The organism is Mycobacterium hubeiense (assembly GCF_002838065.1).
Classification (GTDB): Bacteria; Actinomycetota; Actinomycetes; order Mycobacteriales; family Mycobacteriaceae; genus Mycobacterium; species Mycobacterium hubeiense.
The window spans coordinates 178984-191914 of record NZ_PIZU01000004.1 but is presented as its reverse complement, the minus strand read 5'-3'; the positions used below and the strand labels follow the sequence as shown (position 1 = coordinate 191914).

The window sequence follows — 12931 nt, the reverse complement described above, 5'->3', positions numbered from 1 at the left end:
ACCCTACGCCGGGCCTGGCCGCCCGGGCCGCGCTGTCGTAGTCTCTACCCATGGAACTACTACGCAACGTAGTTGTACTGTTTCACGTCATCGGTTTCGCCGTCACCTTTGGCGCATGGGCCGCCGAGGCCGCGGCGAAACGGTTCCGCACCACCCGCATCATGGATTACGGGTTGCTGCTCTCGCTGATCACGGGTCTGGCGTTGGCGGCGCCATGGCCCGCGGGCATCGAGCTGAACTACCCGAAGATCGTCGTCAAACTCGTCCTTCTGGTGATGCTCGGCGGGCTGCTCGGCATGGGCTCCGTGCGGCAGAAGCGCACGGGCAACCCGGTGCCGCGTCCAGTGTTCGTCTCCGTTGGCGTGCTGTCCTTCGCCGCGGCGGCCATCGCCTTCTTGTGGTGACCGGCCGGCGGTTCGGCCATTCGCGCTTCCTCGGGATAGTCGCGCGTCCGCTCCCCGCGTCGAGATCGACATGAGGGGTCGTGATTTCGGGGGCAAAGGCCGAATCCACAGCCATGAGGTCGATCTCGACGCGGGGAGCGCATCCGGGTACATGCCGCCGGCGTCGTTTGAGATTGCGCCAAGGGTCGTGATTTCGCGGCCGCCACAGCCGTCAACGCAATCTCAACGCGAGCCCCGAAGGCTCACGAGTCGACGAACAGCACCATCGACGCGGTAAACCCGTGCAGCGCGTTGCGGCCCCCGATCGGCCCTATCTCCCCTGCCGCGAAGAAGCCGGCCAGGGGGATATCGCCGAGCATCTCCTCGATCGTCGACGCATCGTGATCGGCGACCCCGAACATGCGGCGTCCCCGCCCGTTGCAGGTGAACAACAACGCACCCACCGGCCGCCCGGGCAGCCCCGCGACCGCCCGCTGCACCGCCAGACACAGATCCTTGTCGGCCGCCGCCGCGTCCCGGACCTGGAACTGCACCGTCGCACCGACCTCGACGGCCTCGCCGATCTCGATCGCCCCGGACGACGGGTCAGCGCCGAGCAGTCCACGAATCATGAAGTCGCCCTGGCCCGGAGCCGCCAGGTGCTCGTCGACGACGATCCCGATCTGCAGGCCCTCGTTCACCAGTTTCTGCTCCTCGCGCGGCATCCCCTCGACGATCTCCCGCAGCCGCAGTAGCGGTGGCCGGCCGCCCAGCTCGGTGATCACCGCGCCCGACGACCCCGTGACGATGTACGGATTACCGATCGGCCGGCACCCCTGCGACACGATCGGGACCGTGTGTGCGCCGGGCAAATGCACTCCGACCAGGCCCGAGTGCAGCACGTTGCGGTCGCAGAACAGCCTGGTGTCGCCCGGGGCCAACCCGCCGCTGACCACGCCGCCCACCACGGTCGTTCCCGGCAGGTCGCTGTTGAGGTGCTCGATGAGCAGGTTCGACGGAAATGTGTACGGGTCCGGCAGCAGCAGGTATAGATCGTTCGCGGTCCTGTCGAACCGGTAACCAGTCAGCAGGGCACCCGATCCGGTGCGGACGAAGTCCAGGTGGAACGTCTCGGCGGGCAGCGCGGACGCCAACCACACCGCCACCGCGGACTCGTCCTCGAGCTCATGACGACCCGCGACGATCGCCTGCGCGACACACCCGATCAGCGCCGGCGGCTCGGCCGTCTCCTGGACCGCCTCGAGAAGGTCCGCCGCCTCATCGCCGTGCGATCGCGACGCCAGCAGCACAGCCAGCGACGGCGCCTCGCCCGCGAGTTCGTCGCGCGCGTGCGCGGTGGCCTCCGCCGCGGCCTTCCACGCGTCGGCTGCGGTGGAGATTCCCACCCCGATCCGCATATATCCATGATGCCCCCCGCCACGCTCGCCAAACCGCTTTGAAGAGAGAAGAGTGAAGACATGACCTCGCCAACGGCCCGGTTCCTGTTCGGGTAGATGTGGCGATCCACGAACAGCTGCTCGCGGCGGTCGACGGCCGCCGCGGGGTAGACGCCGCCGACCGTCTCTGCGAGGCCTGCGTGATGCTCTTCGATATCGACGCCGCGGCCATCTCCCTCGTCTTCGACGGCGCCAACACCGGCACCCTCGGCTCCAGCGGCGCCCCCGCCCGGGCCTACGACGAACTGCAATTCACCCTCGGCGAAGGCCCCTGCCTCGACTCCGTCACGCATCGCGCGCCCGTCCTCGTCGTCGACCTCGCCGCCCCCGACGAGCACCGCTGGCCCGTCTACGGCCCGGCCATGCTCGACCTCCAGATCCGCGGCGTCTACGCCATGCCCGTCGTCGTCGCCGGCGAATACGTTGGCGCCCTTGACTTTTTCCGCACCCAGCCCGGCCGGCTCGACGAAGAACACTTCGCCGGCGCCGTCGTCGCCGCCGAAATGGCCGGCGTCCCCATGCTCGACCTTCTCGACGCCGACCTGCAAGCGGCCGCCAACGACCCCACCACCGACGCCTGGGCCGAACTCCACACCCTCAGCCGCGCCGAGGTCAGCCAGGCCACCGGCATGCGCACCTCGTCGTGATCGTCAAACTCCTTGGATTCCACCGCGACCGCGAACGTTTCCCGCGAGTGCCCGGCGTCCAATCGCACCGCCACCGCGCACCCCGGCCGCACACCGTCGACGCGGGCCGCGGCGCGTTCGATGTCGGTGGGGTAGATGTTGCGGCCGGCCATGATGATGACGTCCTTGACCCGGCCGCACACCACGATGTTGCCGTCGTCGGTGAGGTAGCCGAGGTCGCCGGTGTCGTACCAGCCCTGCTCGTCCCGCGCGGCGACGAAGCCGGCGCTCGTCGTGTAGCCGTGCGTCACCGGATCACCGCGCACCTCGATCACCCCGACGCCGCGGGCGGGCAGCACCGCGCCGTCCTCGTCGACGACGCGGATCTCGAGGCCCTGCAGCGGCCGGCCCAGCGACACCAGCCGCCGGGTGTGGCCCCTGGTGGCCGGCACCGCGCGGTGCAGCACGGCGAGCAGGTCGGCGTCCACCTCGTCGACGACCATGCCGCCGCCGCACTCGGAGAACGACACCGCCACCGTCGTCTCGGCCATCCCATAGGCGGGGATGATCGCCTCGGGCTTGAGCCCGAACGGCGTGCCGGCGTCGATCAGGTCCTCGACGTCGTCGGGATCGACCTGCTCGGCGCCCGAGAGCGCCCACCGCAGCGACGACAGGTCGAACTGGCCAGGCGTGGCCTGCCTGCGCAGCCGCTTGGCGAACACGTTGTAGGCAAAGTTCGGCGCGGCCGTCATGGTGCCCTTGTACTTGTCAATCAGCTTGGCCCACAACAACGTATCCCGCATGAAGTCCATCGGCGTGACCTTGACGAGCTCGGCGCCGACATACATCGGCACGGCCAGATAACCCGTCATACCCATGTCGTGGAAGCACGGCAGCCAGCTCACGATCACGTCGGCGTCCAGGTCGAAATCGCAGCCGACCATCATCGCCTCGGCGTTCGCGACGATGTTGGCGTGCGTGATCCGAACCGCCTTGGGCGAGCCCGTCGACCCGGAGGTCAGCTGCATCAGCGCGACGTCGTGGTCGTCGGTGTCGATGGGGTCCACCGGGTCGCCCGCGAGGAGCTGTTCGGCGGTCAGCACCGTCATGCCGAGCTGGGTCAATAGCGGGGCCGCGGCCATGAACGGGTCGGAGACGACGACCGCGCGGGCGTCGATCATGTCGATGACGGCGGTGGTCTCCTCGGCCCATCGCTGCAGGTCGGTGCGCGGGGTGGGCTGGTGCAGCATGGTCAGGCTGGCGCCGCGCATCCAAATGCCCTGCGCAGTGGGGGCGATCTCGACGGGGGCGCCGGCCAGCACCGCGACGGCGTCACCATGCCCGACGCCCGCTGCGGCCAGGCCACCGGCCACCTGGCGGGCGCGCTGGTGGACCTCGGCCCAGGTGTGGCGCATCGGGGCGTCGGGTTCGCCGGTGACCATGCCCTTCATGGTCCAACGGGCATTGGCGTACATGGTCTCGGTAAATCGGCTCACGACAATCCCCTGGCTCCGGCGCAACCGCGCGGCTCTGGTCGGTGTTGTGCCGGGATTCCGGCCGCTCCATCGGCCGAAAGCACAACCTGAATCTGGCGGCTTACGTCCGAGGGCCGAGCCCTGCCGGCGGGGTGTTCAGATCGCCGCCGGGACGTGTCCGGAAGGCTGGGGAGTCAACCTCGTACGACGGTACAGTGCGGGCCGATCATCGGCGGCACCGACCGCCGATCCTGCTGTGGTGCGGCTCACTGCCGGGCTATAGTGTGTGCGCTGTCACAGCGAAAGGATGGGTCCAATGGTTGGTGCACAGGAGGGTCCGTTGGACCACCCGCACGTCGTCCCGCCGCGGGCGACTGCGCATACCTCGTCGCTGCAAAGCATCCTCTTGGTGCTGATCGCCATCTCGGGGATTGTCGGCGTGGTGGCATTCATCTTGATGGGGCAGCCGACCGTGGCGTTCATCATCGGCCTCATCTCCGCTGCAATCATCGCCGGCACGGTCTGCTGAGGCCGTCTCGCCGCTCGGCCGTCAGCTTCTGCTGACGCGGCCCGACGCCATGTCCTTGGAAACTGCGTCAACTCTTGCTGACGCGCGTGAGCGACATATGGCCGACGGCATCGCCGCACCCAGCTAGGCCTGCAGCCGCTGCCGCAGGCCGCTCGCCCGCACCACCCGCCGGTCGATCGCCATCCGCAGCGCAGCCTCGGACCCCACCACCCGCACCCGCTCCTTCGCGCGAGTCACCGCCGTATAGAACAACTCTCGCGTCAGCAACCGCGAATCCTCAGGCGGCAGAAGCACTGTCACCTCGTCGGCCTGGCTGCCCTGGCTCTTGTGGATCGTCATCGCATGCATGGTCTCGACGTCGGCCAGCCTGCTGGTGGCGAACTCGAGCGTGCCGACGACGACGCTCAACGCGTTATCCCTGACGATCGCCACGCCCGTGTCACCGTTGTACAGCCCCAGCCCGTAGTCGTTCGCCGTCACCAACACCGGCCGGCCCGCGTACCAGTCCGACCAGATCGGCTCACCCGTCGCGTCCGTCAGCCATCGCTCCACTTGCCGATTCCAATACCGCACGCCGTACGGCCCACGCCGATGCGCGCACAGCAGCCGATGCTCCTCCAGCGTCGCCAACGCCGCCGCCGCGTCTCCTAGAATCGCCGCCTCTCGCAGCCGCATCGCCTGCGGCACAAGAACTTTGCGCAACTGCTCGCCCGGATCGTCGACCTCGAGCCACTCGATGTGCTCACCGCCGGCGCGCAACACCTCGACCACCCGATCGGCGTCGCCGTCGCGAATCGCCGACGCCAACGCCCCGATCGACTCGCCGAACCGATGCGACGTCGCCAGCGCCGCTATCCGCACATCTTTGCGTGCACCCAGGCCGTCGACCAGATCGGCCAGCACCGCGCCCGCCTCCACCGACGCCAGCTGATCCGCGTCGCCGACGAGCAGTAACCGGCTGTCCGGCCGCACCGCCTCCAGCAGCCGCGCCATCAACGTCAGCGACACCATCGACGTCTCGTCCACCACGATCACGTCGTGCGGCAACCGGTTCTCCCGATGGTGCCGAAACCGCGACGAGTTGTCCGGCCGCGTCCGCAACAACCGATGCAAGGTCGACGCGCTCAACTCCGGCAGCCGGTCGCGGTCCACCGCGTCGAGCTTGTCCACCTCCAGCTGCACCGCCTCCAGTAGCCGCGCCGCCGCCTTACCCGTTGGCGCCGCCAACGCAATCCGCAGCGGCGGCCTGCCCTCCAACGACGCCTGCTCCGCCAACAACGCCAGCAGCCGGGCCACCGTCGTCGTCTTGCCGGTGCCGGGCCCGCCCGTCAGCACCGTAAGCGATTGCGACAGCGCCACATCCGCCGCCTCGCGCTGCTCCTCCCAGCCCGCCGGAAACAGCCGCTCCAGGCTCGGCACCGCACCGGGAAGCGACGACGACAGCAGCGTCAGCACGTCGCCGCACACCTGCTCCTCTTCGCGCCAATACCGGTCGAGATACAGCAGGTCATCGAATAGCCGGAGCACCTGCTTGTCGGCCAGTGTGCTTGCCCGCACGGCCGTCAGCCAGTCGTCCGGCGACGGCCACGGCAGCTCCGGCATCCCGACCTGTTCGGCGACCGACCGCAGATCCACGCACACCGACCCGCCCCGCAACGCCCGCACCGCAAACGCGACCGCCAGCGCCACGCTCTCGTCGGAGTCCTTGGCCAGCGCGGTGAGCCGACGCGCCACGTGGACGTCGGCCGGCTCGAACACCCCGGCCTCGTCGAACTCCGCGAGGCTCATTCCTCGACTCCCGCTCGCTCCGGTCCTCGCTCGTTCCTCGCTGCGATCCTCACTCGCGATCGTCTTCGGGCGCTCACGCCGCTGCCCTCCCATCGAGCATGTCCGACAGCGCCACGATCAGCTCCGCCGGCGGCTGCCAGCTGAACACCCCGGCCGGATGGCCGTCGACCACCGGCGTCTCCGGACCGCACATGCCACGGACGAACAGGTACAGCACCCCGCCGAGATGCTGTTCGGGGGCGTAGGACGGCAGCCGCCACCGCAGGAACCGGTGCAGCACAACGCAATACAACAGCGCCTGCAGCGGATAGTCCGAATGCAGCATCGCCTCGGCCAGCCGCAGCCGGCCGTAGTCCGCAGCGGTCAACGGCCGGTCCGGCTCGCCCAGCCAGTTCGTCTTGTAATCGACGACGAGATAGCGGTCGCCCACCCGCAGCACCGCGTCCACCGACCCGCTGAGGTAGCCGCGCAACGCCTGCCGCGCCAACGCCCCATCCGAGAGCCGTGACGCATACGACGCGAGGACGTCGTCGGCGGGCAGGTGTTCTTTCAGCAGCCTGCCCATGCCGGACAGTTCCCCGCCGCCCAGCGGGAACTCGAAGTCCAGCTCCCGCAACCGATCCCGCAAGCCGATCTGCCGCAGTGTCATCCCGGGCGCCAACGGGCCCAGCGGGGTGTCGTGCATCGGCACCATCGCAGCGGCCAAATCCGAAGCGGCCACATCGACCGGCCACCACACCGAGTGCTCGCGGATCTGCGCCTCCAGCTCTGCGGCCAAGTCGGGCGCGAACGGATCGGCGGTCTCCAGCACGGCATGCACCAGCGTGCCGAACTTCGCCCCGGTCGGCAGGTCGGCCATCGGCGACACCACGTCGCTGCCCGACGGCGGCGCCACCAGCGGGACGTCGGCGACTTCGTCGTCGAGCTCGACGACCTCCGGCTCGCTCGACACCCCGGCCGTCTCCGCAGCTCGAATCAAACCGGAGTACGACGTCCGACGCCACGACGTATCGATCGACCGGTGGAAGTGCCGCACCGCGAGATCCGTTGGTGGCACGGGCAATTCCACCGCAGCGGGCGGGGCCACCACCGACTCTTCGAGCACCGGACCGCCGACGTCCTCCCATGCGCGCAGAGCCGCCATCGCGTCGGCGTCGTCGATCTTCGCCGGGTCGCAGCGATCCGGCACCACCGGCTCGCCGGGCCGCCGGCCCCGCAAGAGCCGTGACAGCCCGCCGTTGGCTTCGTCGTACGACGGTGCCCACCATGCCACCACTTGCGACTGGGCCCGGGTCAGCGCAACGTAGGTGAGCCGGATGTCGTCGCTGGCCGCCTCACGCTTACCCAGCCGCTCGACGGCGGTGAAGTCGGGGCTGTCCTCGCCGCCGATGTGGAGGCACCGCTGATCGCGGTCGTGGAACAGCACCACATCGCGGGTTTGGATGTTGCGGTTGAATGCGAATGGCAAGTACACAATTGGGTACTGCAGCCCCTTGCTCACCCACACCGTCATGATCTGCACCGCGGCGGCGTCGCTGTCCAGGCGCCGGTTGCGTTCGGTAGCGCCGCCGCGCTCGTCGCGCTGGGTGCGAAGCCAATCACGCAGCGCCGGCAGGCTGTAGTGCTCGCGGTGCGCGGTGTCGTGCAGCACCTGCGTGATGTGGGTCAGGTCGGTCATATGCCGCTCACCGTCGTGCCACGACAACACCCGTCGCCCCATGCCCGCCAATTGCGCGGCCTCAAACACCGCCGCAACCCCGCGTTCGCGCGCGTGGTCGGCCCATTCGCGCAGCGTGTTCGCGATCCGGTCGGTCAGCTTCTCGCCCTCCAGCGCAAGGGTTTCCGCGGTTTCGCCGAAGAACATCGTGGTGGCTGCGGCGCGCACCAACCCGGACCGGTGCGGCTGGTCGAACGCCTCCAGCAGGCACAGCCAGTCGTCGGCGGCCCTGGAACCGAAGATGTCCGAATCGCCGGTGTAGACGGCGGGGATGCCGGCCGCGGCCAGCGCATCGAAGCAGGCGCGAGCGTCCTTGTGCGTTTCGACGATCACCGCGATGTCGCGGGCCTGCAACCGCTTTCCGCAGAACGTCGCGGCGCTGGCCAGCAGCTCGCCGATGTCAGCGGCCAGATCCTCGCCGATGTGCTGACGCAGCCTGTCGATCTGGATATAGCGGTCGGGCCTGGTGCCCAACGCTTCTCGCGACACCACCCGCAGCCGGAACGGTTCGTTGTGCGGCGCACCCTGCAGCCGATGACCGCCGTGGTAGGCCTCGACCGGACGCACGACGATCTCGGCGTCGCCGAGCTGCGCGTCGCGCAACACCGCCTGCAGGCTGTCGACGAGCACCCCGTCGCTGCGCCAGTTGATGCCCAGCGTGCGGCGCTCGCCGGCGGTCTGCGCGGCCCGCAGATAGGTGACGATGTCGCCGCCGCGGAACGCGTAGATGGCCTGCTTCGGATCGCCGATCAGGATCAGCGTCGAATGGCCGCTGAACGCCCGCTCGATCACCTGCCACTGCACCGGATCGGTGTCCTGGAACTCGTCGACCATCACGATCGACCACCGCCGGTGCATGCGGGTGCGGGCGGGGGAGTCGTCTTTGTGCAGCGCCGCGGCGAGCCGGGTCAGTAGATCGTCGTAGCCGAGGATGCCGAGCCGGCGTTTGCGTCGCTCCAGCTCGGTGCAGACAGCGTTGGCGAAGTCGACGCGCACGGCGGCCTCGGATCCCGGTGGCGGGCTGACCGGCCGCAGTTCGGTGCTCGGGTTGGCGACGACTTCGCGGGCCAGCTCCAGCGCCTGCCCGCGGCTGAGCACCGGATCGTCGCTCTGGTGTCCGAAGTGCGCGAGATAGAGGTCGTCGACGATCTCGCTGACCAGGTCGTCGAGGCTCTCCACCAGCGTCACACCAGCGTCGGTATCGCCTGCCACACCAAGGGATTTCAGAACCAGCTGGCAGAACTGATGGATGGTGGCAATAGTGGCGGCGTCAAACGTGGCCAGCGCGTCGTGGAGCCGCTGCTTGCGTTGGCGCAGTTCCTCGGGCGTGCCGTTGAGCAGGTGCGCGACGAGCTGGTTGTCGCCGACCGTCGACGGGTCGTCGAACGCCACCAGCGCGTGGAGCATCTGGCTGCGCACCCGCTCGCGTAGCTCCTGGCTGGCGGCGCGGCCGAAGGTGATGAGCAGCATCTGGTCCAGCGTCGCCACACCCTCCGCGACATAGCGAGTGACCAAGCCCGCGAGCGCGAACGTCTTTCCGGTGCCGGCACTGGCTTCCAGCACGGTCGTCGATCGCGGTGGGGGCAGCGGACCCAGCAGATCGAAGCGCTCCATCAGTCGGGATCCTGTTCGGCCATCAGCATCGGCAGCCACAGCCGCATGGCGAATGCGCCGAGCCGCGTGGTCTCGCCCTCGTACTCCTCGCCGGGTTGCACCGGTTGCAGCAGCACGCTCAGCGGCGCGTTGCGGCCCCACTGCTGCACATGGGCGGGCTGTTCGTTCTCACCGGGAAACCGGTTCGAGTTCCACCGGAAACCCGCCTCACGCATCGGATCGCCGCGGCTGTAGCGGGCTTCGGCCCAGGCGTAGGACGTCTTGAGCGGCAACGGAATCGGCTCGCGACGGCCCGTGTCATAGATTGCGACGAGATCGCGGAGCACGTCGACGGCCTGTTGCGGCGAGCCGAGCAGCCGCTCCTTCGGCGTACTACCCCGCTTCGGCCGGCCGATGCACACCGCCGACCACTCTTTGCCCGGATGCTGAGCGGCCAACGCCACCAAGCGAATCCACGACTCCAGCAGATGGCGTCCGTCGAGTTTCGAGTACGTGACCGCGACGAGCCTTTCGCCGTATACCCTCGGTACGGTGCCGGTGACGCGACGGCCATCACCGATGTGGACGTCGACGTCGTAGGCCCGCGGCTCGTGTGCGCGATGCCGGCGGGCCGCACTCGCGAGCGCCGCGACCTGGTCCCGCAGTTCGGTGGCCTTGCGCCAGCCCAGCTTTCCCGGTGGCAGCGAGCCGCGACGCCATTCCGCCTGCTGCGCGGCCTTGGGGTCCATGCCGCGCAGCATGTCGTCGAGCATGCGGTCGCCGACCTTCCACTCCTGCAGGGCGTCGATCTCGACGGGCATGGCGTCTTCGATCGCCCCGACGTCCCACGGCAGCGTGTAGTCGAGCGCGCGGAAGAACCCCTTGACGGGATCCTTGAAGAAGCCGATCAGATCCTCGAGCGCGACGTCGTCCGGAGGCGGTGGTGGCAGCGGCTGCGTCAGCAACGGCGGACGTGGGGCCCTTTGGCCGGCAGCGACTTTCGCCGCGGTGAGGGCGGTCGGGTCGAAGGTGAACGGCTCCTGGGGAACGCCGAGCGCGCCCGGCGTGACATTGCGAATGTCAAAGGGCTGCAACGGGTGTTCGACGACTATGGTGTCGCGGATCTTGGCTTCAGTGGTGATGTCGAGGGTGTCGAGCAATTCGACCAGAGGGACCGCGGGTGGTTTGCGCTGGCCGGAGTATTCATTGGCGCCGGTGTAGGTGATGACCAGCTTCTCGGTCGCCGCGCCGATGGCGTCGAGCAGCAATTGCCGGTCCTCGGAACGGATGTCGCGTTCGCCGGTCATCGGGTCGCGGGCCAATGCGTCGTCGCCGTCGACCACGCCCAGCCGCGGGAACACTCCGTCGTCGAGCCCGACGAGGCACACCACGCGATGCGGGACGGAGCGCATCGGCACCATCGTGCACACCGTGAGTGTGCCGGTGCGGAAGTTGGCGCGGGTGGGACGGCCGGCGAGATGACGGTCCAGCAGCGCCTTGACGTCGGGGAGCCGGAGCACGGTGTCGGCCCGCGGGCCAGCGGTGGCAAGCACATCGCCGAATTCGCGTTCGACCTGGCTGGTCTGCCAGGCGTGGTCGTCGGGAGCCTCTGTCAGCGTTGCGATGCCGTCGCTGAGCGCGGCCAGCCAGTCGGTGAGTGGCCGTGCGCTTGAAAGGGATTCGACGACGGTGTGCAGGCGTTCGACGTATTCGGCGAGGCGGCCGGCCAGCTCGACGCGGTTGCTGCTGACGTCGTCGAGCGGCAGGGTGGTGTCGAGCCAGGCGTGCGAATCGTCGGACATCGCGACGCCGGCCAGCACCCGGTCGATGCCGAACCGCCAGGTGTTCTGCACGAAGTCCACGCCGTAGGGCAGCCGGTGCTGCTGGTCGAAACCCCAGCGAATGTTGGCCTCGCGCACCCAGTCTCCGATCGCGTCGAGGTCGTCGTCGGTGAAGCCGAATCGGGCCCGGATCGGCGGGGCCTCGGCGAGATTGAGCACCTCGCTGGCGGTGGCGCGTCCGCCGGCCAGGCTCAGGAGTTGCGATGCCACCCCAAGCAACGGATTGGTCTGGGTGAGCGCGCGGTCGGCCAGCTTGACCCGCAACCGGTGGGCCGGATGCGCACCGTGCACGACGTCGCCGAGACCGAACCCGGCGACGATCAGCGGGGCATAGGTTTCGATGTCCGGGCACATGACGAGGATGTCGCGCGGCTCCAGCGTCGGATCGTCCTGCAGCAGACCGAGAAGCACCTCACGCAGCACGTCGATCTGACGGGCGGGCCCGTGGCAGCTGTGCACCTGGACGCTGCGGTCGGTCGAAGCCAGCCTGCGGCCGGTCGGGCGGACGGCGTTGGCGGTGATGTCGGACTGCAGCCAGCCGAGCAGCGTGTCGGGATGTTGTGCGCTGCCGAGATATTCGTCGGTGTGCGGCTCGGGCAGAGAGCGTTGGAGCTCGCGCAGATCGCGGCCGAGGGTGGCCAGCAGGGGATGAGCAACGGCGCGGTGGCTGGTGTCCTCGCGGCGGGGGACAGGCCCTTGCATGCCTGCGAGCGCCTGCCACAAGCTGTCGCTGGGGTGCGGCAGCCACAGGTGCAGGTCGTGGTGGGTGGCCAGCGCGTCGAGCAGCTCGATCTCGGTGACAGGCAGTCGGGTGTGGCCGAACAGCGAGAGCCGTTCAGGCAGATCTATCGGCGACTCCTGCAGTCGGGCAAGGGTTTTCGCGTGGCGGATGTGCGGCGGGTCGGCGTCGATACGGTCGACAAGTGCGCGCCACAGCGGAGGCTGCCAGCGCAGGTCGTCATCGAGCGCCGTGTCGTCGCCGTCGAGCCAGTCGACGAGCAGCTGCGGGCGCTGGCGGGCATAGGACGCGAACAGGCCCGCGAGGCGACGCGCCACGGCGTAGCGGCGGCCCTGCCGCAACTCCTTCTCCTCGCCGGCCTCGAAATGGCCGAGGTGCGTGGCCAGCGTCGTGCACCAGGGCTCGTCGAGGCAGCCGTCGATGACCTCGAGCAGCGGCCACACCATCGCGTCGGGCGACCACGGGTCGTCGGCTTTGGTGCCGGTGATTTCCGCGATCAACGAGCGGGGATTGCGGAACGCGATGCCCGCGCAGACCCCGTCGGCGCCGTCCGAGCGGCCGAGGATATGCGAGAGCCGCTGACTGAGCCAGCGCTCGACACCCTTCGCCGGGACGATGACGAGCTCCTCGGCGAACGGGTCGGGCAGCGGTGTCGAGAGCAGGGCACCGAGACCGTCGGCCAGAAGATCAGTGCGCTCAGCACGGTGCAGGTGCAGTGCCATTGCGCTCAACGATAGGAGAAGGGGCTGACGTCACGTGCGCGATCGCGGGGCGCATAGTTCG

Annotated in this window: 7 protein-coding genes and 1 pseudogene; 3 read left to right on the top strand and 5 right to left on the bottom strand. The window is 69.0% G+C overall.

Going from position 1 to position 12931, the window contains the following annotated elements; translation table 11 throughout:
- The first annotated feature begins 50 nt into the window (after positions 1 to 50).
- Positions 51 to 404 carry a Fe-S protein gene (locus CWS39_RS05630; RefSeq protein WP_102141913.1) on the top strand — a complete coding sequence of 118 codons (354 nt, stop codon included), beginning with the start codon at positions 51 to 53 and terminating at the stop codon, positions 402 to 404.
- A 242-nt stretch (positions 405 to 646) separates the two neighbouring features.
- On the opposite strand, the gene CWS39_RS05625 is transcribed toward CWS39_RS05630, so the two are convergent.
- Positions 647 to 1801, bottom strand: coding sequence for an FIST signal transduction protein (locus CWS39_RS05625; RefSeq protein ID WP_102141912.1), 1155 nt, complete (start codon positions 1799 to 1801; stop codon positions 647 to 649).
- 182 nt (positions 1802 to 1983) lie between these two features.
- Between CWS39_RS05625 and CWS39_RS29470 the strand changes: the two are divergent.
- Positions 1984 to 2283, top strand: a pseudogene (locus CWS39_RS29470) (GAF domain-containing protein); the annotation flags it as partial.
- Here the strand turns inward: CWS39_RS29470 and CWS39_RS05615 are convergent.
- Positions 2229 to 3962, bottom strand: coding sequence for a fatty acyl-AMP ligase (locus tag CWS39_RS05615; RefSeq protein WP_233213366.1), 1734 nt, complete (start codon positions 3960 to 3962; stop codon positions 2229 to 2231). The pseudogene CWS39_RS29470 and the gene CWS39_RS05615 sit on opposite strands and share 55 nt — an antisense overlap.
- A 295-nt stretch (positions 3963 to 4257) precedes the next feature.
- Here CWS39_RS05615 and CWS39_RS05610 point away from each other — a divergent pair, with 295 nt between their 5' ends.
- Entirely contained in the window at positions 4258 to 4470 is a 213-nt protein-coding gene (locus CWS39_RS05610) for a hypothetical protein (protein WP_102141910.1), read from the top strand.
- Positions 4471 to 4593: 123 nt separating this feature from the next.
- Here CWS39_RS05610 and recD read toward each other — a convergent pair whose 3' ends face one another.
- The 3 genes from recD to recC form a co-directional block, all read right to left on the bottom strand.
- On the bottom strand, positions 4594 to 6258 hold the full coding sequence (gene recD, locus CWS39_RS05605; RefSeq protein WP_102141909.1) for an exodeoxyribonuclease V subunit alpha: 1665 nt from the start codon (positions 6256 to 6258) through the stop codon (positions 4594 to 4596).
- Between the two features lie 73 nt (positions 6259 to 6331).
- On the bottom strand, positions 6332 to 9589 hold the full coding sequence (recB, locus tag CWS39_RS05600) for an exodeoxyribonuclease V subunit beta (RefSeq protein ID WP_102141908.1): 3258 nt from the start codon (positions 9587 to 9589) through the stop codon (positions 6332 to 6334).
- Positions 9589 to 12870 carry an exodeoxyribonuclease V subunit gamma gene (gene recC / locus CWS39_RS05595; RefSeq protein ID WP_102141907.1) on the bottom strand — a complete coding sequence of 1094 codons (3282 nt, stop codon included), beginning with the start codon at positions 12868 to 12870 and terminating at the stop codon, positions 9589 to 9591. The genes recB and recC overlap by 1 nt, the downstream gene beginning before the upstream one ends.
- Positions 12871 to 12931: the final 61 nt, after the last annotated feature.

Excerpts from the sequence above, each read along its gene's own strand:
- recB (WP_102141908.1), bottom strand. The coding sequence starts at position 9,589 with ATGGAGCGCTTCGATCTGCTGGGTCCGCTGCCCCCACCGCGATCGACG.
- CWS39_RS05630 (WP_102141913.1), top strand. The coding sequence starts at position 51 with ATGGAACTACTACGCAACGTAGTTGTACTGTTTCACGTCATCGGTTTC.
- CWS39_RS05625 (WP_102141912.1), bottom strand. The coding sequence starts at position 1,801 with ATGCGGATCGGGGTGGGAATCTCCACCGCAGCCGACGCGTGGAAGGCC.
- CWS39_RS05610 (WP_102141910.1), top strand. The coding sequence starts at position 4,258 with ATGGTTGGTGCACAGGAGGGTCCGTTGGACCACCCGCACGTCGTCCCG.
- recC (WP_102141907.1), bottom strand. The coding sequence starts at position 12,870 with ATGGCACTGCACCTGCACCGTGCTGAGCGCACTGATCTTCTGGCCGAC.
- recD (WP_102141909.1), bottom strand. The coding sequence starts at position 6,258 with ATGAGCCTCGCGGAGTTCGACGAGGCCGGGGTGTTCGAGCCGGCCGAC.